20 protein-coding genes are annotated in these 23,096 nt (G+C 72.2%); 5 read left to right on the top strand and 15 right to left on the bottom strand.

Translation table 11 applies throughout. The annotated features are described in order from the left end of the window. Nucleotides 1-150 precede the first annotated feature (150 nt). The 4 genes from ACFVZW_RS33155 to hrcA all read right to left on the bottom strand — a co-directional run bounded on the left by ACFVZW_RS33155 (nt 151) and on the right by hrcA (nt 4,306). The gene (locus ACFVZW_RS33155) at nt 151-894 is read right to left on the bottom strand and encodes a 16S rRNA (uracil(1498)-N(3))-methyltransferase (protein WP_384529315.1); all 744 of its coding nucleotides are present in this window, start codon (nt 892-894) and stop codon (nt 151-153) included. After that, nucleotides 891-1,967 carry a nitronate monooxygenase gene (locus ACFVZW_RS33150; protein WP_384529314.1) on the bottom strand — a complete coding sequence of 359 codons (1,077 nt, stop codon included), beginning with the start codon at nt 1,965-1,967 and terminating at the stop codon, nt 891-893. Before ACFVZW_RS33150 ends, ACFVZW_RS33155 begins: the two co-directional genes overlap by 4 nt. 179 nt (nt 1,968-2,146) lie before the next feature. Next, a complete protein-coding gene (gene dnaJ / locus ACFVZW_RS33145) occupies nt 2,147-3,286 on the bottom strand; it encodes a molecular chaperone DnaJ (protein ID WP_376433719.1) in 1,140 nt (379 codons plus the stop codon). Further along, a complete protein-coding gene (gene hrcA, locus ACFVZW_RS33140) occupies nt 3,287-4,306 on the bottom strand; it encodes a heat-inducible transcriptional repressor HrcA (protein WP_329120693.1) in 1,020 nt (339 codons plus the stop codon). Between the two features lie 150 nt (nt 4,307-4,456). Between hrcA and ACFVZW_RS33135 the strand changes: the two genes are divergently transcribed. Next, on the top strand, nt 4,457-5,185 hold the full coding sequence (locus ACFVZW_RS33135; protein ID WP_384529310.1) for an MBL fold metallo-hydrolase: 729 nt from the start codon (nt 4,457-4,459) through the stop codon (nt 5,183-5,185). Between the two features lie 10 nt (nt 5,186-5,195). Continuing rightward, nucleotides 5,196-5,996: a DUF3097 domain-containing protein gene (locus ACFVZW_RS33130; RefSeq protein ID WP_384529308.1), complete on the top strand. Its 801-nt coding sequence runs from the start codon at nt 5,196-5,198 to the stop codon at nt 5,994-5,996. Between the two features lie 367 nt (nt 5,997-6,363). Here the strand turns inward: ACFVZW_RS33130 and hemW are convergent, their stop codons facing one another. The 3 genes from hemW to lepA all read right to left on the bottom strand — a co-directional run bounded on the left by hemW (nt 6,364) and on the right by lepA (nt 11,672). Then, on the bottom strand, nt 6,364-7,596 hold the full coding sequence (hemW, locus tag ACFVZW_RS33125; RefSeq protein ID WP_384529305.1) for a radical SAM family heme chaperone HemW: 1,233 nt from the start codon (nt 7,594-7,596) through the stop codon (nt 6,364-6,366). 110 nt (nt 7,597-7,706) lie between these two features. Beyond that, nucleotides 7,707-9,581, bottom strand: a complete 1,875-nt coding sequence (locus ACFVZW_RS33120; RefSeq protein WP_384529302.1) for an AMP-dependent synthetase/ligase — start codon at nt 9,579-9,581, stop codon at nt 7,707-7,709. Between the two features lie 219 nt (nt 9,582-9,800). Next, nucleotides 9,801-11,672: a translation elongation factor 4 gene (lepA, locus tag ACFVZW_RS33115; protein ID WP_384529298.1), complete on the bottom strand. Its 1,872-nt coding sequence runs from the start codon at nt 11,670-11,672 to the stop codon at nt 9,801-9,803. Nucleotides 11,673-11,857: 185 nt separating this feature from the next. Here lepA and rpsT point away from each other — a divergent pair, with 185 nt between their 5' ends. Continuing rightward, nucleotides 11,858-12,124, top strand: coding sequence for a 30S ribosomal protein S20 (gene rpsT / locus ACFVZW_RS33110; protein ID WP_137989361.1), 267 nt, complete (start codon nt 11,858-11,860; stop codon nt 12,122-12,124). Nucleotides 12,125-12,720: 596 nt separating this feature from the next. On the opposite strand, the gene holA is transcribed toward rpsT, so the two are convergent. After that, nucleotides 12,721-13,707, bottom strand: coding sequence for a DNA polymerase III subunit delta (holA, locus tag ACFVZW_RS33105; RefSeq protein WP_384529295.1), 987 nt, complete (start codon nt 13,705-13,707; stop codon nt 12,721-12,723). A 33-nt stretch (nt 13,708-13,740) separates the two neighbouring features. Between holA and ACFVZW_RS33100 the strand changes: the two genes are divergently transcribed. Then, nucleotides 13,741-14,001 carry a hypothetical protein gene (locus ACFVZW_RS33100; RefSeq protein ID WP_376433702.1) on the top strand — a complete coding sequence of 87 codons (261 nt, stop codon included), beginning with the start codon at nt 13,741-13,743 and terminating at the stop codon, nt 13,999-14,001. Between the two features lie 6 nt (nt 14,002-14,007). Here ACFVZW_RS33100 and ACFVZW_RS33095 read toward each other — a convergent pair whose 3' ends face one another. Next, nucleotides 14,008-14,853: an arylamine N-acetyltransferase gene (locus tag ACFVZW_RS33095; protein WP_384529292.1), complete on the bottom strand. Its 846-nt coding sequence runs from the start codon at nt 14,851-14,853 to the stop codon at nt 14,008-14,010. Between the two features lie 101 nt (nt 14,854-14,954). Between ACFVZW_RS33095 and ACFVZW_RS33090 the strand changes: the two genes are divergently transcribed. Beyond that, entirely contained in the window at nt 14,955-15,440 is a 486-nt protein-coding gene (locus tag ACFVZW_RS33090; protein ID WP_384529289.1) for a pyridoxamine 5'-phosphate oxidase family protein, read from the top strand. A gap of 23 nt (nt 15,441-15,463) precedes the next feature. On the opposite strand, the gene ACFVZW_RS33085 is transcribed toward ACFVZW_RS33090, so the two are convergent. The 6 genes from ACFVZW_RS33085 to ACFVZW_RS33060 all read right to left on the bottom strand — a co-directional run bounded on the left by ACFVZW_RS33085 (nt 15,464) and on the right by ACFVZW_RS33060 (nt 22,864). Then, a complete protein-coding gene (locus ACFVZW_RS33085) occupies nt 15,464-16,726 on the bottom strand; it encodes an MFS transporter (RefSeq protein WP_384529287.1) in 1,263 nt (420 codons plus the stop codon). 3 nt (nt 16,727-16,729) lie between these two features. Continuing rightward, nucleotides 16,730-17,371 carry a winged helix-turn-helix domain-containing protein gene (locus tag ACFVZW_RS33080; protein WP_384529284.1) on the bottom strand — a complete coding sequence of 214 codons (642 nt, stop codon included), beginning with the start codon at nt 17,369-17,371 and terminating at the stop codon, nt 16,730-16,732. Nucleotides 17,372-17,414: 43 nt separating this feature from the next. Further along, nucleotides 17,415-19,871, bottom strand: a complete 2,457-nt coding sequence (locus tag ACFVZW_RS33075) for a ComEC/Rec2 family competence protein (RefSeq protein ID WP_384529281.1) — start codon at nt 19,869-19,871, stop codon at nt 17,415-17,417. Further along, a complete protein-coding gene (locus ACFVZW_RS33070; protein WP_384529279.1) occupies nt 19,868-20,518 on the bottom strand; it encodes a helix-hairpin-helix domain-containing protein in 651 nt (216 codons plus the stop codon). Before ACFVZW_RS33070 ends, ACFVZW_RS33075 begins: the two co-directional genes overlap by 4 nt. A gap of 516 nt (nt 20,519-21,034) precedes the next feature. Next, on the bottom strand, nt 21,035-21,880 hold the full coding sequence (locus ACFVZW_RS33065) for a DegV family protein (RefSeq protein ID WP_384529276.1): 846 nt from the start codon (nt 21,878-21,880) through the stop codon (nt 21,035-21,037). A gap of 192 nt (nt 21,881-22,072) precedes the next feature. Then, nucleotides 22,073-22,864 carry a hypothetical protein gene (locus ACFVZW_RS33060; RefSeq protein ID WP_384529273.1) on the bottom strand — a complete coding sequence of 264 codons (792 nt, stop codon included), beginning with the start codon at nt 22,862-22,864 and terminating at the stop codon, nt 22,073-22,075. Nucleotides 22,865-23,096: the final 232 nt, after the last annotated feature.

Raw genomic sequence — 23,096 nt, 5'->3', positions numbered from 1 at the left:
TAACTCACCACGGAGCCGTTCCACCTCCCCAAGCCTCATAGCCGAAAGATGCCCACCACCAGGCGAGATCACCCCACGTAACGAAGCACTACTAGGGGTGCCTTGTCCATCAGGCCGGGCTCGCGACGCCTGGCCTGATCGACAAGACCCCTAGCTCCAGCGGCCCGTGCGGCCGAGGAGGAGCGCGGTGGCCGCCGTGCCGGCCGTGGAGGTACGGAGCACGCTGCGGCCCAGACGGTACGGCTTCGCGCCCGCCGTCTCGAAGACCGCCAACTCCTCGGGCGACACGCCGCCTTCAGGTCCGACGATCAGCACGATCTCGCCCTCGACGGGGAGTTGGGCGTCCGCGAGCGCGCCGCTGGGGTGGTCCCGGTCCTCGTGCAGGACGGCGGCGAAGTCGGCGCCGGCGAGGAGCGCCGCCACCTGCTTGGTGGTCATCGCGTCGGCGACCTCGGGGAAACGGGTACGGCGGGACTGCTTGCCGGCCTCGCGCGCGGTCGCCCGCCATTTGGCGAGGGCCTTCAGCCCGCGCTCGCCCTTCCACTGGGTGATGCAGCGGGACGCGGCCCACGGCACGATCGCGTCGACGCCCGTCTCCGTCATGATCTCGACGGCCAGTTCGCCCCGGTCGCCCTTGGGCAGCGCCTGGACGACGGTGATACGGGGCAGGGGCTCCGGCTCGATCTGCGTCGCCGAGACCTGGACGGTCAGCTGGTCCTTGCCCTCGGCGGCGAGCACGACACAGTCGGCCGACGCGCCCCGCCCGTCCGTCAGGACGAGCTCCTCCCCCGCGCGCATCCGCTTCACGGAGACGGCGTGACGGCCCTCGGGGCCGTCGAGGAGGAAGGAGCCGGGGCCGGGAACGGCCTCGACGACGAAGACGGGTGCGGTCATGAAGCGCTCCTGTGGGCCTGCGCGGTCAGTGCGGTGTCGAGTTCGGCGGCCAGCACCTCGACCAGTTGCCCCGCCGGGAGTTCGCGGGCCAGCCGGTGCCCCTGGCCGGCCCACAGGGCCATGCCCTGGGCGTCGCCCGCGGTGGCGGCGGCCTTGCGCAGGGGGGCGGTGAGGTGATGGATCTCGGGGTAGGCAGCGGGGGCGTACGGCCCGTGCTCACGCATGAAACGGTTGACGAGCCCGCGCGCCGGCCGCCCGGAGAAGGCGCGGGTGAGCTCGGTGCGGACGAAGAGGGGGTTCGTCATGGCCTGCTTGTGCAGGGCGTGCGCGCCCGATTCGGGGCACACGAGGAACGCGGTGCCGAGCTGGGCGGCGTCGGCCCCGGCGGCGAGGACGGCGGCGATCTGCGCCCCGCGCATGATCCCGCCGGTCGCGACGATCGGCAGCTGTACGGTCTCCCGGACCTGCGTGACGAGCGTGAGGAGCCCGGTGCCCGCGACGGAGGCGTCCGGGTCGTCCCGGTGGGTGCCCTGGTGCCCGCCGGCCTCGACGCCCTGCACGCAGACCGCGTCCGCCCCGGCCCACTGCGCGGCCTGGGCCTCCTCGGGCGAGGTGACGGTGACGATCGTGTACGTACCGGCGCGGGAGAACGCGTCGAGCGTGTCGCGCCCGGGGCAGCCGAAGGTGAACGAGACGACGGGGACCGGGTCCTCCAGGAGGATCGCGAGCTTCGCGTCGTACGCGTCGTCCCGCCCGCTGTCCGGGTCGCCGAGCTGCGTCTCGTACCAGGTCGCCTCGCCCGAGAGCTGGTGCCGGTACACCTCGACGGCGGCGGAATCCGCGGGCTGTCCGCTCTGCGGCATGAAGAGGTTGACGCCGAAGGGCTGCCCGGTCAGCCCGCGCACCTGCTTGATCTCCTGGTAGAGCCCGCCGGCGGTCTTGTACCCCCCGGCGAGGAACCCGAGCCCGCCCGCCTCGCACACGGCCCCGACGAGCTGCGGACTGGAGGCGCCACCCGCCATGGGGGCCTGCACGATCGGGTATCGGGAGAGATCGCTCAGTGCGGTGGACATGTGGGCATGGTGCCATACGGAAGGGCGGCACCCGCTCCCCGCGGATGCCGCCCTTCCAGGCACAACACTCGGCCTACCGGCCGTTGAAGGCGTCCTTCAACGGCGAGAACAAGCCCTGCTGTCCCGGCTGGCCGTGCCGACCCGGAGAGCAACCCCCGGACCCCCGGCAGTCACGCCGACTACCGGCCGTTGAAGGCGTCCTTCAAGCGCGAGAACAGCCCTTGCTGCCCGGGCTGGAACTGGCCCGTCGGCCGCTCCTCGCCGCGCAGCTTCGCCAGTTCGCGCAGCAGCCGCTCCTGCTCGGGGTCGAGCTTCGACGGCGTCAGCACCTCGACGTGCACGATCAGGTCGCCGCGACCGCCCCCGCGCAGGTGCGTGATGCCGCGCCCGTGCAGCGGGATCGACTGGCCGGACTGCGTGCCCGGGCGGATGTCGACCTCTTCGAGGCCGTCCAGCGTCTGCAGCGGCACCTTCGTACCGAGCGCACCCGCCGTCATCGGGATCGTGACCGTGCAGTGCAGGTCGTCGCCCCGGCGCTGGAAGACCTCGTGCGGGATCTCGTGGATCTCGACGTACAGGTCACCGGCCGGACCGCCACCCGGACCGACCTCGCCCTCGCCAGCGAGCTGGATGCGCGTGCCGTTGTCGACACCGGCCGGGATCTTCACGGTCAGCGTGCGGCGCGAGCGGACCCGCCCGTCGCCCGCGCACTCGGGGCACGGGGTCGGGACGACGGTGCCGAAGCCCTGGCACTGGGGGCAGGGACGGGAGGTCATGACCTGGCCCAGGAAGGACCGGGTCACCTGCGAGACCTCGCCGCGACCGCGACACATGTCACAGGTCTGCGCGGAGGTGCCGGGCGCGGCGCCCTCGCCCGAGCACGTCGTACAGACGACGGCCGTGTCGACCTGGATGTCCTTGGTCGTGCCGAAGGCGGCCTCGTTGAGGTCGATCTCCAGCCGGATCATGGCGTCCTGGCCGCGGCGCGTGCGCGAGCGCGGCCCACGCTGCGACGCCGTACCGAAGAACGCGTCCATGATGTCCGAGAAGTTCCCGAAGCCGCCCTGGCCGAAGCCCCCGGCTCCACCGCCGCCGCCGGACGCGGACAGCGGGTCGCCTCCGAGGTCGTAGACCTGCTTCTTCTGCGGGTCCGACAACACCTCGTAGGCGGCGTTGATCTCCTTGAAGCGCTCCTGCGTCTTCGGATCGGGATTCACATCCGGGTGCAGCTCGCGCGCGAGCCGCCGGAATGCCTTCTTGATCTCGTCCTGGGACGCGTCGCGGCGTACGCCGAGTACGGCGTAGTAGTCCGTGGCCACTTACGACTCCGCCAGGATCTGTCCGACGTAACGTGCCACTGCGCGTACCGCTCCCATCGTTCCGGGGTAGTCCATGCGGGTCGGTCCGACCACGCCGAGTTTGGCGACTGCCTCGTCGCCCGAACCGTAGCCGACCGCGACGACGGACGTGGAGGTGAGCCCCTCATGGGCGTTCTCGTGCCCGATCCGTACGGTCATGCCCGAGTCCTTGGCCTCGCCGAGCAGCTTGAGGAGCACGACCTGCTCCTCCAGCGCCTCGAGCACAGGCCTGATCGTGAGGGGGAAGTCATGGCCGAAGCGGGTGAGATTGGCGGTGCCGCCGATCATCAGCCGCTCCTCATGCTCCTCCACCAGGGTTTCGAGGAGGGTCGCGAGCACCGTCGACACCGTGCCGCGGTCCTCCGTCTCCTCGAACGACTCCGGAAGATCCTGCACCAGCTGCGGCACGTCCGCGAAACGGCGGCCGACGACCCGGCTGTTGAGCCGGGCCCGCAGGTCCGCCAGCGAGGTCTCGCCGAACGGCGCGGGGCAGTCGATCATCCGCTGCTCGACCCGGCCGGTGTCCGTGATCAGCACGAGCATCAGGCGGGCGGGGGCGAGCGAGAGCAGCTCCACGTGCCGGACCGTCGAGCGGGTCAGCGACGGGTACTGCACGACGGCGACCTGACGGGTCAGCTGCGCGAGCAGCCGGACCGTGCGCCCGACGACGTCGTCGAGGTCGACCGCGCCGTCGAGGAAGTTGTGGATGGCGCGCCGCTCGGGCGTCGACAGCGGCTTCACGCCGGCGAGCTTGTCGACGAAGAGGCGGTAGCCCTTGTCGGTCGGGATGCGTCCGGCACTGGTGTGGGGCTGGGCGATGTAGCCCTCGTCCTCCAGGACGGCCATGTCGTTGCGCACGGTGGCGGGCGAGACGCCGAGCTTGTGGCGCTCCGTGAGCGCCTTGGAGCCGACCGGCTCCTCCGTCCCGACATAGTCCTGGACGATGGCGCGCAGCACCTCGAGTCTGCGTTCACTGAGCATCGCGCACACCTCCAGCTGTCGTATCGGATTGCTCCCCTTTTGGCACTCGCCCTGTTCGAGTGCCAGGAATCCCCCGGCCAGTGTACGGCGGCGGGCATCGCTCCTGGCAAGGAGGCTGGGTCGCCGGGTCGTAGCGGATAGCGTCGCCGTATGGATGTCGATTGGGAAGAGTGCGGCTGGGAGCGGCTCGGCGACGGCGTCGGCAGGCGGCGGCTGCCGGGCTGGGACGCCACGGTGGGCCTGGTGCTCGGGGAGAAGGGCGTCCTGCTGTACGACACGGGCTCCACGCTCGCCGAGGGCGCGGAGCTGCGGGCGCAGGCGGAGGCCCTCACGGGCGGCCGGAGAGTGACGCACATCGCACTGAGCCACCCCCATTTCGATCATGTGCTGGGCACGGCGGTCTTCGCGGGAGCGGAGGTGTACGGAGCCGTGGGCCTGGACGAGCTGCTGCGGCGGGAGCGGGAGGTGCTGCGGGTGTCCGCGGTGCGTCACGGGGTCGAGGAGTCGGCGGCGACGGAGGCCGTGGACGTCCTCGTCCTCCCCCGCCACACGGTGTCGGGCGAGTGGACGCTGGATCTGGGCGGCCGACAGGTGCTGCTGGCCAATGTCGGGCCGGGGCATTCGGGCCACGACCTGGCGCTCCTGGTCCCCGACACCGATGGCGCGGAGATCGTCTTCTGCGGCGACCTGGTCGAGGAGTCGGGCGAGCCGCAGGCGGGCCGGGACGCGATCGGCCGGCGCTGGCCGGCGGCGCTGGACCGGCTGCTGGCGCTGGGCGGGGAGGACGCGGTGTACGTCCCGGGGCACGGGGCGGTGGTGGACGCGGCGTTCGTACGGCGTCAGCGGGATGAGCTGGCACGACGCTTCTCCGTCGCATAACGTCGCCCGAATGCGCAGCTACAACCCGGACCTGACGCCCCCTTGGAAGCGCTCCGCGCCCGTGCCGGAGGTGCCGGCGGAGGTGGACCTCGTCGTCGAGGAGGTCTCGACGGGCTTCTGCGGGGCGGTGATCCGCTGCGAGGCGGGCACGGTGACCCTGGAGGACCGCTTCGGCAAGCACCGCGCGTTCCCGCTGGAACCGAGGGCCTTCCTGCTGGAGGGCAAGGTGGTGACGCTGACCCGCCCGTCGGCCGCTCCGACCCGCCCGAGTCGCACGGCCTCGGGCTCGATCGCGGTCCCCGGCGCACGGGCCCGGGTGGCGCGGGCGGGCCGGATCTACGTGGAGGGCCGCCACGACGCCGAGCTGGTGGAACGGGTCTGGGGCGACGACCTGCGCATCGAGGGCGTGGTGGTGGAGTACCTGGAGGGCATCGACGACCTCCCGGCCATCGTCGCGGACTTCGCCCCGGCGGCGGACGCGCGCCTGGGCATCCTGGTCGACCACCTGGTTCCGGGCTCGAAGGAGTCCCGCATCGCGGCCCAGGTCTCGTCCCCGGACGTGCTGATCGTGGGCCACCCGTACATCGACGTCTGGGAGGCGGTGAAGCCGTCGTCGGTGGGCATCCCGGCGTGGCCGGTGATCCCCCGAGGCCAGGACTGGAAGACGGGCGTCTGCCGATCCCTGGGCTGGCCGGACAACACGGGCGCGGCCTGGCGACACATCCTGTCGAAGGTCCACTCGTACAAGGACCTGGAACCGTCGCTGCTGGGCCGAGTGGAAGAACTGATCGACTTCGTGACGGCGCCGTAGAGCGAGCCCGTTGTGGGCAACTGCTCAACCGGCCCCCACCCGGCCACCCACCCGAACCCGTTGTGGGCAACTGATCCACCGACCTCCCACCCACCCGAACCCGTTGTGGGCAACTGATCCACCGACCTCCCACCCACCCGAACCCGTTGTGGGCAACTGATCCACCGACCGCCCACCCACCCGAACCCGTTGTGGGCAACTGTTCCGCTGGGGCGGAACGGGTGGGCACAACCCACGGGGGCGGCGCCCTTGCAGGCCCTCGCAGGAGGGCGGCACGCCTTCAAGCCCCCTCGCCCGGCGGCGGTGCCATTGCAGGCCCCACCAGGCGCGGCACCAAATACCCCGCCCGCCCCCACGGCGCGGGCGCCTAATCCACCAGGTCCCGAACGACCGCGTCGGCCAGCAGCCGCCCCCGCAGGGTCAGGACCGCGCGCCCGTCCCCGTACGCCCCGGCGTCGAGGAGCCCGTCCGCAAGGGCTCTCCCGGCGGCGGCGAGGCCCGCCGGCCGCAGGAGCTCCAGCTCCACGCCCTCCCGGAGCCGGAGCTCAAGCAGCACACGCTCCACCCGCCGGTCCTCCGCGGAGAGGACCTCGCGGCCCGCACCGGGAGACCTCCCGGAGGTCAGCGCCGCCGCATACGCGCCCGGGTGCTTCACGTTCCACCACCGCACGCCACCGACGTGCGAGTGCGCCCCAGGCCCGGCGCCCCACCAGTCCGCGCCCCGCCAGTACAGCTCGTTGTGCAGACAACGCCCGGCCTTTGAGGTCGCCCAGTTCGACACCTCGTACCACTCGAAACCGGCCTCCGCGAAGACGGAGTCCGCGATCAGGTACCGGTCCGCGTGCACGTCGTCGTCCGTCATCGGCACCTCGCCGCGCCGGATCCGCCGCGCCAGCTGCGTCCCCTCCTCCACGATCAGCGCGTACGCGCTGACGTGGTCGGGCCCGGCGCCGATCGCCGCCTCCAGGGACGCACGCCAGTCGTCGTCGGACTCCCCGGGCGTGCCGTAGATCAGATCGAGGTTGACGTGCTCGAAGCCCGCCGCCCGCGCCTCCGCGACGCATGCCTCGGGCCGCCCGGGCGTGTGCGTACGGTCCAGGACCTTCAGGACGTGCTGCCGGGCGCTCTGCATCCCGAACGAGATCCGGTTGAAGCCCCCGGCCCTCAGCTCGGCCAGATACGCCGGATCCACCGACTCGGGGTTCGCCTCGGTCGTCACCTCGGCGTCGTCCGCGAGCCCGAACTCGTCCCGGATCGCCCCCAGCATCCGTACGAGATCCCCGGCGGCGAGCAGCGTCGGCGTGCCCCCGCCCACGAAGACGGTCCGCACCGGACGGGGGTCGTCACCGAGCACCTTGCGGGCGAGGCGTATCTCCTCCACGACCTGCCCGGCGTAGTTGTCCCGGGAGGCGAGCACGCCGCCGGCACCGCGCAGCTCGCTCGCGGTGTACGTGTTGAAGTCGCAGTAGCCGCACCGCGTGGCGCAGTACGGCACGTGCAGATAGAACCCGAGCGGCCGATCCCCGGCCCCTTCCAGGGCGTGGGCGGGCAGCGCCCCGTCCTCGGGCATGGGCTCACCATCGGGCAGTACGGAAGGCATGAGCCCATTGTCCCGTACTGCCCGAGGTAACCGTCCAGCCTGTGGACAACGAGGCCGACCCGACCCCGCCGGCCGACCCCCACGCCCCGATCAGGCCTTGTCAGGCCCGGTCAGGCCTCCCGCGACCCCGCGTACATCTCCTCGATGAGCTCCTTGTACGTCCGCTCCACCACCGGCCGCTTCAGCTTCAGCGACGGCGTCAGCTCGCCGTGCTCGATGTCGAGGTCGCGCGGCAGCAGGCGGAACTTCTTGATCGTCTGCCAGCGCTGGAGACCCTCGTTGAGGCGGTCGACGTAGCCCTGGATCAGCTTCTCGGTCTGCGGGGCGGCGACGATCTCGGCGTACGACTTGCCGCCGAGGCCGTTCTCGGCGGCCCAGCCGATGATGGTGGGCTCGTCGAGGGCGATCAGCGCCGTGCAGTAGTTCCGGTCGGCGCCGTGGACCAGGATGTTGGAGACGAACGGGCAGACGGCCTTGAACTGGCCCTCGACCTCGGCCGGGGCGATGTACTTGCCGCCGGACGTCTTGATCAGGTCCTTCTTGCGGTCGGTGATCCGGAGGTAGCCGTCGGCCGACAGCTCGCCGATGTCGCCGGTGTGGAACCAGCCGTCGGACTCCAGGACCTCCGCCGTCTTCTCGGGCAGACCGTGGTAGCCCTCCATGACACCGGGGCCGCGCAGCAGGATCTCGCCGTCGTCGGCGATGCGGACCTCGCAGCCGGGGAGCGGCTTGCCGACGGTGCCCGTGCGGTAGGCCTCGCCCGGGTTGACGAAGGAGGCCGCGCTGGTCTCCGTCAGGCCGTAGCCCTCCAGGATGTGGATGCCGGCGCCGGCGAAGAAGTAGCCGATCTCGGGCGAGAGGGCGGCGGAGCCGGAGACGGCGGCGCGCAGCCGGCCGCCGAAGGCCTCACGGAGCTTGGAGTAGACGAGCGCGTCCGCGACCTTGTGCTTGGCCGTGAGCCCGAAGGGGGTGGCGGCGGTGCCGGTGCGGCGGAAGTTGTCCTGGCTGACCTTCGCGTACTCGCGGGCCACGCCGGCCGCCCACTGGAAGATCTTGTACTTGGCGCCGCCACCGGCCCGGGCCTTGGCGGCGACTCCGTTGTAGACCTTCTCGAAGATGCGCGGCACGGCGGCCATGTAGGTCGGCTGGACGACCGGCAGGTTCTCGATGATCTTGTCGACGCGGCCGTCGACGGCCGTGACGTGCCCGACCTCGATCTGGCCGGAGGTCAGCACCTTGCCGAAGACGTGCGCGAGCGGCAGCCAGAGGTACTGGACGTCGTCCTTGGTGACCAGTCCGGTCGCCGCGATCGCCTTGGCCATGTACGACCAGTTGTCGTGCGGGAGGCGGACGCCCTTGGGGCGGCCGGTGGTTCCCGAGGTGTAGATGAGGGTGGCGAGCTGGTCCGCGGTGATCGCGGCCACCCGCTCCTTGACGGCCTCGGTGTTCTTCTCCAGGTACGCCTTGCCGCGCTTCTCCAGGTCGGCGAGGCTCAGGACCCAGTCGTCGGTCTCGACGCCGGTGGGGTCGATGACCACCACGTGGTGGAGGTTCGGCAGGTCGGCGCGGCGCTCGACGGCCTTGGCGACCTGGGCCGCGTCCTCCGCGATCAGCACCACGGAATCGGAGTCGGAGAGGATGAACGCCGACTCCTCGGCGTTGGTCTGCGGGTAGACGGTGGTGACGGCGGCACCCGCGCACATCACACCGAGGTCGGCGAGGATCCACTCCACCCGGGTGGAGGAGGCCAGCGCGACCCGCTCCTCCGCCTGGACGCCCAGGTCGACCAGTCCGGCCGCGATGGCGTAGACCCGCTCGGCGGCCTGCTCCCAGCTGAGTGACTTCCAGTCGTCCGGTCCCTGGCCGGAAGCGGACGGGACCGGGTAGCGATAGGCCTCCGCGTCGGGAGTCCGCGCGACGCGCTCAAGGAAGAGGGTCGCCACGGAGGGCGGCCGGTTCTCGATCAGGGTCTGTGTGTCGCTCACGACGTCCTCCGGGCGGCGGCGGTGCGTTCTGGCGGTGCGTTTCCTGCGTACTAACTGGCGAGTAACCTACGAGCCGCGATCAGAGTAAGGCGCCGGGGTCCGGCGCGTAAGAGGCTGCGGGCCGCCTCTTCATACCCGGTTCATAACGAACGGGCCCCGCGCTGATCGCACGTGAGCCCGTTCGGTGTATCTGTCAGCTGATTGGCCGATTACTGCCGATCACTTCTTGGACTTGCCGCCCGCGGAGTCATCGCTCGACAGCACGGCGATGAAGGCCTCCTGCGGGACCTCCACGGAGCCGACCATCTTCATCCGCTTCTTGCCTTCCTTCTGCTTCTCCAGCAGCTTCCGCTTACGGGAGATGTCACCGCCGTAGCACTTGGCGAGGACGTCCTTGCGGATGGCGCGGATGGTCTCGCGGGCGATCACCCGGGAGCCGATCGCGGCCTGGATCGGCACCTCGAAGGCCTGCCGCGGGATGAGCTCGCGCAGCTTGGCGACGAGCCGCACGCCGTACGCGTACGCCGCGTCCTTGTGGGTGACGGCGGAGAAGGCGTCGACCTTGTCGCCGTGCAGCAGGATGTCGACCTTGACCAGGCTGGACGCCTGCTCGCCGGTGGGCTCGTAGTCGAGGGAGGCGTAACCGCGCGTCTTCGACTTCAGCTGGTCGAAGAAGTCGAAGACGATCTCGGCGAGGGGCAGGGTGTAGCGGATCTCGACGCGGTCCTCGGAGAGATAGTCCATGCCGAGGAGGGTGCCGCGACGGGTCTGGCAGAGCTCCATGATCGCGCCGATGAACTCGCTCGGGGCGAGGATCGTGGCGCGCACGACGGGCTCGTACACGTCGTTGATCTTGCCCTCGGGGAACTCGCTCGGGTTCGTGACCGTGTGCTCGCTGCCGTCCTCCATGACCACGCGGTAAACCACGTTGGGGGCGGTGGCGATCAGGTCGAGACCGAACTCGCGCTCGAGCCGCTCCCGGATCACGTCCAGGTGCAGCAGGCCGAGGAAGCCGACGCGGAAGCCGAAGCCGAGAGCCGCGGAGGTCTCCGGCTCGTAGACCAGCGCGGCGTCGTTGAGCTGCAGCTTGTCGAGGGCCTCACGGAGGTCCGGGTACTCCGAGCCGTCCAGCGGGTAGAGGCCCGAGAACACCATCGGCTTGGGGTCCTTGTAGCCGCCGAGCGCCTCGGTGGCGCCCTTGCTCAGGGAGGTGATCGTGTCACCGACCTTGGACTGGCGGACGTCCTTCACACCGGTGATGAGGTAGCCGACCTCGCCGACGCCGAGACCGTCGGACGCCGTCATCTCCGGGGACGAGACGCCGATCTCGAGCAGCTCGTGGGTGGCGCCGGTCGACATCATCTTGATGCGCTCGCGCTTGTTGAGCTGGCCGTCGACGACACGGACGTACGTCACGACACCGCGGTAGGAGTCGTAGACCGAGTCGAAGATCATCGCGCGGGCGGGGGCGTCGGCGACACCTACGGGGGCCGGCACGTTCTCGACGACCCGGTCCAGCAGCGCCTCGACACCGAGACCCGTCTTGGCGGAGACCTTGAGCACGTCCTCGGGCTGGCAGCCGATGAGGTTGGCCAGCTCCTCGGAGAACTTCTCCGGCTGCGCGGCGGGCAGGTCGATCTTGTTCAGCACGGGAACGATCGTGAGGTCGTTCTCCATCGCGAGGTACAGGTTCGCGAGGGTCTGCGCCTCGATGCCCTGGGCCGCGTCGACGAGCAGGATCGTGCCCTCGCAGGCCGCCAGGGAGCGCGAGACCTCGTAGGTGAAGTCGACGTGCCCGGGGGTGTCGATCATGTTGAGGATGTGGGTCTTCCCCTGACCCGCGCCCTCGGTGGGCGCCCAGGGAAGACGGACCGCCTGGGACTTGATCGTGATGCCGCGCTCGCGCTCGATGTCCATCCGGTCGAGGTACTGGGCGCGCATCTGCCGCTGGTCGACCACCCCGGTCAGCTGGAGCATCCGGTCGGCAAGCGTGGACTTGCCGTGGTCGATGTGCGCGATGATGCAGAAATTGCGGATCAGCGCCGGGTCGGTACGGCTCGGCTCAGGCACGTGGGTAGGAGTCGCGGGCACGCAGGGTCTCGTCTCGGGGCGATGGTCGGATCGATACGTAGGCTCCATGGTCCCATGAGTGAGCGGCTCCGCTCGGTTTGGGCAGAGGTTAGGCCCCCTGATATCGTGGACAGCTGTGTCTCGTACGCCCTCTCAGCGAAGAGGCACACCTCAGAAACAACACCGAACCTGAAAAGGCTCTTTTCGTGGCGAACATCAAGTCCCAGATCAAGCGGAACAAGACGAACGAGAAGGCGCGCCTGCGCAACAAGGCCGTCAAGTCCTCGCTCAAGACCGCGATCCGCAAGGCCCGCGAGGCCGTCGCCGCGGGTGACGTCGAGAAGGCCGTCGTGGCTTCTCGCGCCGCCTCCCGCGCGCTCGACAAGGCTGTCTCGAAGGGCGTCATCCACAAGAACGCCGCCGCCAACAAGAAGTCGGCGCTGGCCACCAAGGTTGCCGCTCTGCAGGGCTGAGCTCTCTGATGTAACGCCGGACGGGACCCAGCGGGCCCTCTCTCCCGCTCCCACCCGGCACCCCGGACTCGTACGCGATACGCGTTCGCCACGCGTGTACGAGCCCACCAGCCGTACGACAAGGCCCCGCGCCCTCCTTCCCCAGGAGAACGCGGGGCCTTCGTCGTCACCGCAAGCACCGACGCGCCGCGATCCCACGGGGCCCGCGGGGCCCGTCCGGGGCCCGGGCCTCGCCACCACGCCCCGGACGCGGGCGGGCATTGCCGGCGCGGCGGCGAATCCACCACCACGGGGGCTGGGCACCGCCACCCCGGCGCGAAGCCAGCCCGCCCGGACGCGGGGCTGGGCTCACCAACGCAGTGCGAAGCGACCGCATGCAAGGGCCGGGCCACCCACGCATCGCCAAGCCACCGCGCCCCTGACAGGGGCCCCGTGCTGTTGGCGCGGCGCGAAGCTGCCGCTTCCCGGCGGGGGGCGGGGCGGAGTCCCGGGTGACATCAGCCCCCCACCAGCCCCCGGCAGGGTTTCGGGAAGGGGTGGGGTGGGGGAATCAACCGCCCCCGGCACCACGCACCCGCACCCCCACCACCCCGCGGCTACCGCCGCAACCGCGCCGCCCGCGCCACCGCGACAACCGCCTTCTCCAGCGCGTACTCCGGGTCGTCCCCCCCGCCCTTCACACCCGCGTCCGCCTCCGCCACCGCACGCAGCGCCAGCGAGACCCCGTCCGGCGTCCAGCCCCGCATCTGCTGCCGCACGCGGTCGATCTTCCACGGCGGCATCCCCAGCTCCCGTGCGAGATCGGCCGGCCGCCCGCCCCGCGCAGCCGACAGCTTGCCGATCGCCCGGACGCCCTGCGCCAGCGCGCTGGTGATCAGGACCGGCGGGACGCCGGTCGAGAGCGACCAGCGCAGCGCCTCCAGGGCCTCCGCCGCCCGCCCCTCCACCGCGCGGTCCGCGACGTTGAACGACGACGCCTCGGCCCGCCCCGTGTAGTACCGCCCGACGACCGCCTCGTCGATCGTCCCCTCGACGTCCGCCGTCAGCTGCGAGACCGCCGACGCCAGCTCCCGCAGGTCGCTGCCGATCGAGTCGACCAGCGCCTGGCACGCCTCGGGCGTCGCCGAACGCCCCAGCGCCCGGAACTCCTGCCGTACGAACGTCAGCCGCTCCGCCGGCTTCGTCGTCTTCGGGCAGGCCACCTCCCGCGCACCCGCCTTCCGCGCCGCGTCCAGGAGCCCCTTGCCCTTGGCGCCGCCCGCGTGGAGCAGCACGAGGGTGATCTCCTCGAAGGGCGCGTCGAGGTACGCCTTGACTTCCTTGATCGTGTCCGCGGACAGATCCTGCGCGTTCCGCACGACCAGGACCTTGCGCTCGGCGAAGAGCGAGGGGCTCGTCATCTCCACCAGCGTCCCGGGCTGGAGCTGATCGGAGGTGAGGTCCCGTACGTCCGTGTCGGCGTCGGCGGCCCGGGCGGCCGCCACCACCTCCTGGACGGCGCGGTCGAGGAGCAGGTCCTCCTGGCCCACGGCGAGCGTGACGGGGGCGAGGACGTCGTCGGTCGAATTCTTCCTGGTGGCCATCGCTTCCCAGCATCCCACGGGCCACTGACAGCCATGCCCGAGAATGGCGGGGTGAGCGAACGACACGTACTGGTACTGCCCGACCGCGACGCCGCCGAGGAGGTCGCCGAAGAACTGCCCGCCCGCTTCGGCGTCGCCGAGGAGCCTCAGCTCGTACGGGACGCGCTGGCGGGCGAGGACGACGCCGAGGACGCGCAGTGGCTGGTGGTCGTCGAGGACCCGCAGGGCCGGCTGGACTCGGCGGCACTGGACGCGCTGGCCGCCGAGTACGAAGGCTGGCTGGAGGCCCCGTGACCGGGGTTACGCCTGCGAGGCACCCGCGGCTTCAGCGGTCCGCGTGCTCCGCGCGGACCGTGTCGGAGGCACGGGCAGCTCGCTGAGCTCGATGCCGAACCGGTCGCGGTACACCGCCCGCACCTCCTCCTCGCGCTCGAGCATCCTCTCGGTCCGCTCGCCGTACGTGTGCGTGACCAGCTTCAGGCCGCTGAGGGTGATCCGGCCCTCCTCGGTGAGCCGGGAGCAGACGAGGGAGCGGGTGAAGTGCGAGTCCGGGGAGGTGCGGTGGTACCAGGCACCCGCCGTGAAGTCGCCGAGCACGCGCGGCCGCGTCTCCAGCCGGCAGTGCGGTGTGCCGTTCCGCAGCACGTCCAGATCGCCTTCCTCGGTCTCGACGATGCGGAACGTACCGCCCGGATCCGTCTGATCGCCCCGCTCGTCCAGCGCCAGCGGGAAGTGGCTGTGGTCGCCGAACCCGACGTCCGCGAGCCACCGTTCTCCGTCCACCTCCACCAGCACTGCCATGTGGTCGTACGGGATGCCCAGCCGGCCGCCCGGGCCGAAGCCGCGCCCCTGAAGAAGCGTGACGGTGAAGCCGAGTTCGCGCAGGAGGACGGCGAAGGTGGCGTTGATCTCGTAGCAGAACCCTCCCCTGCGGGCGCCGACCACCTTGTCGAGCAGCGGCTTCTCCTCCAGGACGATGTCCTCGCCGAGGTGGATCGACAGGTTCTCGAAGGGGACCGTTCTCAAGTGCCGCAGATGCAGATCGCGCAGGGCCGCCGCGTCGGGGCGTTCCGGGCGCGTGGCTCCGATGCGGTGCAGATAGGCGTCGACGATCGCGTCCGGGATCGGCTGGGTGTCAGTGCTCATGCCGAGAGTGTGCCGGGCCGCCGTCCGATCGCCCACGAGGCTCTGGTCCTAGGCCCGTTGCCCGAGGTGCTCGTCCGGTCCGCGCCGCTACCGTGCGAGCCATGAGCGATCTTGAACCGCCCCGCCCCCGCACCGAGCGCAAGCAGCACGTCCTCACCCGGCTTCAGCAGGACGAGGACCTCTGGGCCGCGACCGCGTCCGCCCGCGACGAACCGTGCCTGGTGCCGCTGTCCTTCGTCTGGGACACCGGGGAGACCCGGGACGGCCGGCTCGACGAGGGCACCCTGCTGCTCTGCACGAGGCGGAACAACCCCACGGCCCGCAACCTCACCCCGAACGGCGAGGTCCGCATCAGCCTCGGCCACACGCGTGACGTGGTCCTGATCGAGGGAACGGCCGAGAAGGTGGAGGGCTCCGACCTGCCGAAGGCATCCGCCGACGCCTTCGCGACCAAGCTGGTCTGGGATCCCCGCGACCGGCACGCCTGGGTCTACCTCCGGGTCACCCTCAGGTCGGTCAAGGCCTGGCGCGAGGAGAACGAACTGCCCGAGCGGGAGCTGATGCGCGACGGCGAGTGGCTGGTCTGACCTGCGCTCCTCCCTCCTCGGTCTCAGGCCGCGGGCACCGGATCCTCCGCCGGCGCGGGGAGTTCACGGGTCCGCGGCAGCGGCGAGGGCAGCAGCCACAGCACGGCGAGTACGGCTCCGGCGGTGGCGACCCACAGCGTCGGCCGCAGCCCGACGGCCGCGCCGAGCAGGCCCCCGACCAGCGCACCGACCGGACGGAACCCGTGGTTGAGGGTGCGGAAGGCCCCCATCACCCGGGCCCGGACGGAGTCGGGTATCAGCGCCATCTGGAACGACCCCGCCGCGATGTCGACGACCATGACGGCCGCGCACGAGAGGAACTCGGCCGTGAACAGCAGGCCGACGACCAGGGGCGTCGGCCCCTCCGCGAGCGGTATCAGCAACAGCGGCACGGTGAAGCCGAGGAAGCCGACGACGATGGACGGGCCGATGCCGAAGCGGCGTACGACCGCGCCGCCGGCCGCGGCCCCGATCAGCCCGCCGACGGCTCCCGCGCCGAGGACGGCGCCGAGCACGCCCGCGCTCAGGCCGAGTTCGGTCGTGGCGTAGAGCACGAACAGGGTGTGGAACATGTAGTTGAAGAACTGGATCGTCCCGGAGGCCGCGAACAACGCCCGCATGGACTCGTTGCGGACGACCCAGCGCAGGCCCTCGGTGAAGTGGCCCTTGGCTACCGGCGAGGGCGGCGGTTCCACGGGCTTGATCCGGGCCAGGTAGCCCGCCGAGAGCAGGTACGTGAGGGCGTCGGCGAGCAGGGCGAAGGGCGCGGTGAGGAACTGCACGAGCAGACCGCCCGCCCCTGGCCCCGCCAGCCACGACATCGAACGGCTGCCGTTGACCAGTGAGTTCGCCTGTACGTAGCGCTCGGTCGGGACCAGCGCCACGAACAGTGTCACGTTGCATGCCTCGAAGAGCACCGTCAGGGCGCCCACCCCGAAGGCGACCGCGTAGAGCTGGCCCAGGGTGAGCATGTCGAGCAGGTACGCGACCGGGAGCGTCAGGAGCAGGGCCGCCCGCCCGAGGTCGGCGGCGATCATGGCGCGCCGGCGGCGGGTCTGCCGGTCGGCCCAGGCTCCCAGCGGAAGGTTGAGCAGCAGCGCGGGCAGCAGTTCGGCGGTCTTGAGCCAGCCCATCTCCGCGGCGTCGGCACCGAGCACGAGCACGGCGGCGAGCGGGATCGCGATGAGGGAGATCTGGTCCCCGACGAGCGAGATGGTCTGGCCGGTCCAGTAGCGCCGGAAGGACCGCTCACGCAGAAGCGCGGGTATGCGTTCCGCCACTCTCATTCCTCACCCCTCACTGTCGCCGTCGAGAAGCTCAGGAACCTCGTCGGGGATCTCGCGGTCCAGGTACGCGATGCGCAGCACGCTGACGGGCCTGGCCCCCTCGGGCCGCAGCGACGCGTCGGACTCCCGGCCCTCGTACGGTCGCAGCAACTCGTCGACCCGCCGGCCGAGGGCGGCCAGCTCGTCCGGCGTGAGGTAGAGCAGGGAGTCGCCGAACATCTCGGCCTCCCGCCACTTCCGCGGCAGCCGGTGGCGGTCCTCCATGGCGCGCAGGACCCGCTCGAAGTACTGCTCGGCCACCGCGCTGCTCAGTGCGTCCGCCGCCTCCGCGACCGTGGCGTCCTCGCTGTCCCCCGGCCAGTCGGTGTACCGGGCCGTGGCCCGCCAGGGCTTCTCCCGCCCCCGCCCGCCGGGCGCCACCTCCACCAGGCCGTACTTCGCGAGTATCCGCAGGTGGTACGAGCAGCTGGCGACCGATTCCCCGGTGAGTTCGGCGGCCCGGGTGGCGGTGAAGGGACCGCTCCGCCGCAGCAGACCGACCAACGTCATCCGTGTCGGGTGGGCGTAGGCCCGCAGGGCGCGGGGGTCTGTGAGGCGAATGCTCCGGGGCTGCTCTTCGTCGCCTTGCTTCATCGGCTCCTCCATGATGTAAAGCTAGCTTTAGAAAGACTCCTTTACAAGGACTTCTTTACAAGCGTCTTCCGGTCGGCACGGCCACAAGATCCCGGCCCGACCCGGTCACCGCGATCGCTCCGTCCCGGTCCGTCCGGAGCACCTCCGCTCCCCCGTCCCGCAGCGCCTCCACTGTCCGGGGCGAGGGGTGCCCGTACGGGTTCCCGCTCCCGGTCGACACCAGTGCCAGCCGCGGCCGAACCGCCCGTATCAGCCCGGGATCCTGATGCGCGGAGCCGTGGTGGGCGACCTTGAGGACGTCCACGGGCGCCAGCCCGGGATACGCCCGCAACAGGCGCTGCTGGGCGGGAGGTTCGAGGTCGCCGAGCAGCAGCAGGCTCAGCCCGCCCGCCGTCCGCACGAGCAGGGTGACGCTCGCGTCGTTCGGCCCGGACGCCTCCGGCTCCACCGCCCCGGGGACCCCGCGCGGCCACAGCACCTGCCACTCCAGCGAGCCCAGGCGCCGCCGCTCCCCGGGCCCGGCCCGGACCATCGGGACCCCGGCCGCCGTGGACGTCCGCCGCACGAACGCCGCCTGCCCCCGCGGCTCTTCGAGCCCCGTCGTCTGGATCGCCCCCACCGACCGCCCTCGCAACACCCCGGGCAGCCCGGCGACATGGTCCGCGTGGAAGTGCGTCAGCACCACCAGGGGGATCCGGCGGACCCCGAGGTCGTGGAGGCAGCGGTCCACCAGAGCCGGATCGGGCCCGGCGTCCACGACCACGGCCGCGTCCCCGCCCGCCGCGAGCACGGTCGCGTCACCCTGGCCCACCTGGCACATCGCGAACGCCCAGCCCGGCGGTGGCCATCCGGTCACCACCCGGGTCAGCGGCGGCGGCCTGACCACCGCGAGGAGCAGCAGTGCGACGCAGCCCGCGGCCATCCGCCGCCGGTACGGCAGCCCCCACGCACCCAGCACCACGACAGCGAAGAGACCGGCCAGCATCAGCCCGCCCCACCAGCCGCCCGGCCAGTCCGTCTCCGCACCCGGCAGCGCCGCTCCGGTGCGGGCCACTCCCGCGATCCACTCCGCGGGCCAGGCCGCGATCTCCGCGACCACCTCGGCCGCCGGCAGCCAGACCGGGGCGAGGGCCAGCGCGGCGAACCCGAGGACCGTGGCCGGGGCGACGGCCGGCTCCGCCAGCAGGTTGCTGGGGATCGCTACCAGGCTCACCCGTGCCGCGAAGACCGCCACGACCGGCGCGCACACCGCCTGCGCCGCAAGGGCGGCGGCCAGCGCCTCGGCGAGCCTGCCCGGCACCCTGCGCCGCCGCAGCGCCTCACTCCAGCGCGGAGCGATGGTGAGCAGCGCCCCGGTGGCCAGGACGGAGAGCAGGAAGCCATAACTCCGCGCCAGCCAGGGGTCGTAGAGCACGAGCATCAGCACCGCCGCCGCGAGTGCGGGGATCAGCGATCTGCGGCGCCCGGTGCCGATGGCGAGCAGGGCGACGAGGCCGCAGGCCGCGGCCCGCAGCACGCTCGGATCGGGCCGGCAGACGATGACGAAGGCGAGTGTGAGTCCTCCGCCGATCAGAGCGGTGGCCCGCAGCGGGATACCGAGCCGGGGCGCGACCCCGCCGCGCTCGACCCGCATCGCGGCTCCCGGCCGACCGACGAGAAGCAGCAACACGACCGTGAGATTGGAACCTGACACTGCCAGAAGGTGCGTGAGGTCGGTCGCCTCGAACGCGTCACTCAGCTCCGGATCGATCCGTGACGTGTCACCGACGACCAGTCCGGGCAGCAGGGCCCGGGCGTCCGGTTCGAGGTCCTCCGTGGCGCGACGCAGCCCCGCCCTCAGTTTCCCGGCCGTGCGCTGCACGGCGCTCGGAGCCTCCGTGATCCGTGGCGGCCCGGCCCCGTCGACCCGCAGCACCGCAGCGATCCGGTCCCCCGGCCGTGCCGGGGGCGCGAGCCGCCCCGTCAGGCGCAGACCGGTCGACGGCAGCAGCCGCAGCCACGCCCGCTGTGCGTCACCGGCGGGCACGATCACGAGGACCGGTGTCCTGACGCGGTGGACCGCTCCACCGGGCGCCTCGACCCGGTTCACCTCCCCGTTCAGGACGACGGAGACCGGTGCCGTCCGATCGCCCCGGACCCGGGCCCGGGTCAGTCGGGGATCGGAGGTGACCGTCACCTCCGCGCCCACCCGGGCGTACTCCCCGGCGAGGCCCGGTAATGGCCCACGCCTCAGGTCCGCCGCGTGAAGCCCGCCCGAGGCGGCACCGGCCGCGGCGCAGAGCAGGAGCGCCGCGACCGCGGTGACCCTCAGCCGCCCACCCGGCCGTCCTCGAACCGCCGCAGGCAGCATCGCCGCCCCCGCCAGACAGGCGAGCACGCCCACGACCACCCACCACCCGGTGGCGCCCACCGCCAGCGCGGCCGCTCCCCAGGCCGCCAACGCCGGTGGCACGAGCCGAAGATCCGCCGGGCCCTCCTCACCCGCACCGCGCGGTGTTGGGCGCTCGCTCATGGCCGCACCAGAGGAGCGAGTTCGGCGAACCGCCGCTCACCGATCCCGGTGACCTCGCGCAGCTCGGCGACCGACCGGAACCCGCCGTGCTCCAGGCGGTGGTCGACGATGTGCTGGGCGAGCACGGGCCCGACCCCGGGCAGCGTGTCCAACTGCTCCACGGTCGCCGAGTTCAGACTCAGCGGACCCGCTCGGACACCGGCCGCGCCCCCGCCGCCCGCGCCCACGCCCGGGCCGGCCGCGTTCGGCACCGTCGGCAGGCCGACCACGACCTGTTCGCCGTCGATGAGGACGCGGGCCCGGTTGAGTCCGGTGACGTCCGTGCCCGGCTTGACCCCTCCGGCCGCGCGCAGCGCGTCCGCGACCCTCGATCCGCCGGGCAGAGTCAGCACCCCGGGCTGCCGCACCTTGCCGCTCACATCGACCACGACCGCCGGCGGGGGTGGCGGTGCCCCGGCCGTCGGCTCCGCCGACACCAGGGCGGACGCCCCGCTCTCCGGCAGCGGCGCCGCGCGCACGACCTCCGGCGCCCGGACGGCTTCCGGCCGCCCGGCCCAGAAGTACCGTCCGGCGAAGCCCGCGGCCACGACCAGGACCACCGCCAGCGCGGCCAGCGTCTTCGGTTCGAGGCCGCACCTGGACCGCACCCATACCGGCAGCCGATCGCTCAGCGCGAGCCTCAGCCGCTCCCACCTCCCGGGCGCGGCGTCCGCTTCCCGCCCCCCGGGCGGGGCCACGACCTCCGACGCGCCCCACTCCCCGGCGGGTGCGGGCTCGGCGGGCGCGGCCGCGGAGGGGAAGAGCGCCTCCCCTCGTCGTCGTACGGCGGCACGGGTCGCCGCGACCGCGTGTCTCCCGCGCGCCCGTCCTCGCGCCCGCCCGCGAGGCGACCCCCGCCCGCCGACGCGTGTCCTCCCGTCCGAACCGGGCCCGCGGCCAGGGCCGCTGGACGCGCCCGCCCTCACCGAGGGCCTGGCCGCCGACGTCGTCGCGCTCCGTGCCGCCTCATCCGTGCGTGTGGTGTCGCCTGCTGCGATGTCTGTATGAAGAGCCATGGACAGGACGGTAGGCACATCTGTCCGAACCCGCTCAGACGCCTTGATTTCCGTGGATGAGTGCCCAGTTGTGGAAAAACCCGTCACTCACACGAGGGATCGAACGCGTCAGCGGGGCGAGACCACGACGGCGAGCAGCCCGGGGCCCGTGTGCGCTCCGATCACCGCGCCCACTTCGCTGACCTGCAACTCGGCGATGCCCGGCACCCGTTCCCGCAGCCGGGCGGCCAGGGCGGCGGCCCGCTCGGGCGCGGAGAGATGGTGCACCGCGATGTCCACCGCGCCGGAACCCGCCCGCTCCACGGCGATCTCCTCGAGGCGGGCGATCGCCTTCGAGGCCGTCCGCACCTTCTCCCGCAGCTCGATCCGTCCCCCGTCGAGCTGGAGCAGCGGCTTCACCGCGAGCGCGGAGCCGAGCAGGGCCTGCGCGGCGCCGATGCGCCCGCCCCTGCGGAGGTAGTCCAGGGTGTCGACGTAGAAGAACGCGGAGGTTCCGGCCGCCCGTTTCTCGGCGGCGGCGACCGCCTCGTCGAGGGAGCCGCCCGCGTCCACGGCCTCGGCCGCCGCGAGCGCGCAGAAGCCGAGCGCCATCCCCACCATCCGGGTGTCGACCACGCGGACCGGGATGGGGGCGTCCTTGGCCGCCAGCACGGCGGCATCGTGCGTGCCGGAGAGCTCGGCGGAGAGATGGAGCGAGACGACGCCCCGCGCGCCGGCCTCGGCGGCCACGCGATAGGTCTCCGCGAAGACATCGGGGCTCGGGCGTGAGGTGGTCACGGACCGCCGCTTCTGGAGCGCCTGGGCCAGTGAGCGGGCCGAGATCTCGGTCCCCTCCTCGAGGGCCTGGTCGCCGATGACGACGGTGAGCGGGACCGCGGTGATGCTGTGCCGCTCCATCGTCTGGGGTGGCAGGTAGGCCGTGGAATCGGTGACGATCGCGACATGCCGGGACATGAGCGGGAGGTTACCCGCAGGGGCCGCCGCATGGCAGCCCGGCCCTCGCTCGGTGATCATCCGGACCGCCCTCGCCGGACCCTCGTCCGCCCCGGCCGGCACGGCGACGCCCCGCCACGCCCACGACGGCGCGGCGGAGACAGCCGGAGCCGGCACGTCGGCCACCCGGCCCCTCAGGGCGGATCGGCGGCGTCAGTTGGTGGTCTCGGGCCGCGCCGACTTCTCCCACGGGTAGGAGGCCAGGCGCGGATCGCGCGCCGTGATCGCCGGCGGCGGCTCCTGCTGCCCCTGGGCCTGGGCCCCGGCGGCCTGCGCATCGGGGCGCGGGGCGGCCTCAGCCTCGGCCTCCGCGGGCCACACCTGCCCCCGCTCGGCTCCCGGCGCGGCGGCGGAGGCGTCGGGCCACGAGAAGTCCCCCGACGCGGGGTCCTGCGCGGCGGGCTCCGACCAGTGCCGCAGCGCGCCCGCCTCCACGTCGATCTGCTGGCTCAGCGAGGACAGGTCGTCCTCCGCGAACTTCCGCGCGCGGTCCCTGGCCGCCCAGCGGAGCGAGTCCGCGGACTGCGTGATCTGCTCGGTCCGCGCCCGCAGGTCGGTGAGCTGTCCGGCCACCCGCGAGCGGTCCGGCTCCCGCTCCAGGCGCTTGAGGTCCTCGTCCAGCTCCTGGCCGTGGGCGCTCAGGCGGCGGAAGAGGTCGAGGGACTCCTTGAGCGAGGCGTCCTCGGCGACGCCAGCCTGCAGGGCGTCCTGGGTCGCGCGCATCGACGTGCGCAGCGAGAGCCGCAGCTGGGCCAGCTCACCGGCGACCCCGCCCTGGCCGTAGCTCTTGGCGCGCAGAGTCGTGTCCTCGACCGTGCGCCGGGCCTGGTTGATGGTGCGGTCGACACCGCGCTTGGCGGCCTTGACCACCTTCACGGTCGCGTAGACCCCCAGCGCCACGAAGGCGAAGAAGAGCAGCGCCATGATCACAATCGCGGCTTCCATGTCCGCCCCTCCGGCGTGGGTCGAGTTCCCTCGGTTGTTGTTCTTCCACGGTAAACGGAACGGGCAGGCCGAGGGTTCCATCGGAACCCTCAACCTGCCCGTAGGGGATGCCCCCTATGCCTCCGTGGGGCGCGCGGGGGCGCGGCGGCGGGGGGGGCCCGGCCGCGGCCGCGGGTTGTGGACCAGCGGGGGGGGCCCGGGCGCCTCGCGCGGGCGCGCGCCCCCCCCCCCC

Origin of the sequence: Streptomyces sp. NPDC059567, assembly GCF_042735655.1 — a bacterium.
Classification (GTDB): Bacteria; Actinomycetota; Actinomycetes; order Streptomycetales; family Streptomycetaceae; genus Streptomyces.
The sequence above is the reverse complement of the archived record's forward strand: the minus strand, read 5'-3'. Positions and strand labels throughout refer to the sequence as shown.

Bases quoted from the DNA above. Each gene is read 5' to 3' on its own strand.
- ACFVZW_RS33065 (WP_384529276.1), bottom strand. From the start codon at position 21,880: ATGTCCCGGCATGTCGCGATCGTCACCGATTCCACGGCCTACCTGCCA.
- ACFVZW_RS33135 (WP_384529310.1), top strand. From the start codon at position 4,457: ATGGATGTCGATTGGGAAGAGTGCGGCTGGGAGCGGCTCGGCGACGGC.
- hrcA (WP_329120693.1), bottom strand. From the start codon at position 4,306: ATGCTCAGTGAACGCAGACTCGAGGTGCTGCGCGCCATCGTCCAGGAC.
- ACFVZW_RS33080 (WP_384529284.1), bottom strand. From the start codon at position 17,371: ATGGAGGAGCCGATGAAGCAAGGCGACGAAGAGCAGCCCCGGAGCATT.
- ACFVZW_RS33095 (WP_384529292.1), bottom strand. From the start codon at position 14,853: ATGAGCACTGACACCCAGCCGATCCCGGACGCGATCGTCGACGCCTAT.
- ACFVZW_RS33155 (WP_384529315.1), bottom strand. From the start codon at position 894: ATGACCGCACCCGTCTTCGTCGTCGAGGCCGTTCCCGGCCCCGGCTCC.
- hemW (WP_384529305.1), bottom strand. From the start codon at position 7,596: ATGCCTTCCGTACTGCCCGATGGTGAGCCCATGCCCGAGGACGGGGCG.
- ACFVZW_RS33075 (WP_384529281.1), bottom strand. From the start codon at position 19,871: ATGAGCGAGCGCCCAACACCGCGCGGTGCGGGTGAGGAGGGCCCGGCG.
- ACFVZW_RS33060 (WP_384529273.1), bottom strand. From the start codon at position 22,864: ATGGAAGCCGCGATTGTGATCATGGCGCTGCTCTTCTTCGCCTTCGTG.
- ACFVZW_RS33150 (WP_384529314.1), bottom strand. From the start codon at position 1,967: ATGTCCACCGCACTGAGCGATCTCTCCCGATACCCGATCGTGCAGGCC.
- holA (WP_384529295.1), bottom strand. From the start codon at position 13,707: ATGGCCACCAGGAAGAATTCGACCGACGACGTCCTCGCCCCCGTCACG.
- ACFVZW_RS33100 (WP_376433702.1), top strand. From the start codon at position 13,741: ATGCCCGAGAATGGCGGGGTGAGCGAACGACACGTACTGGTACTGCCC.
- ACFVZW_RS33090 (WP_384529289.1), top strand. From the start codon at position 14,955: ATGAGCGATCTTGAACCGCCCCGCCCCCGCACCGAGCGCAAGCAGCAC.
- ACFVZW_RS33085 (WP_384529287.1), bottom strand. From the start codon at position 16,726: ATGAGAGTGGCGGAACGCATACCCGCGCTTCTGCGTGAGCGGTCCTTC.
- ACFVZW_RS33130 (WP_384529308.1), top strand. From the start codon at position 5,196: ATGCGCAGCTACAACCCGGACCTGACGCCCCCTTGGAAGCGCTCCGCG.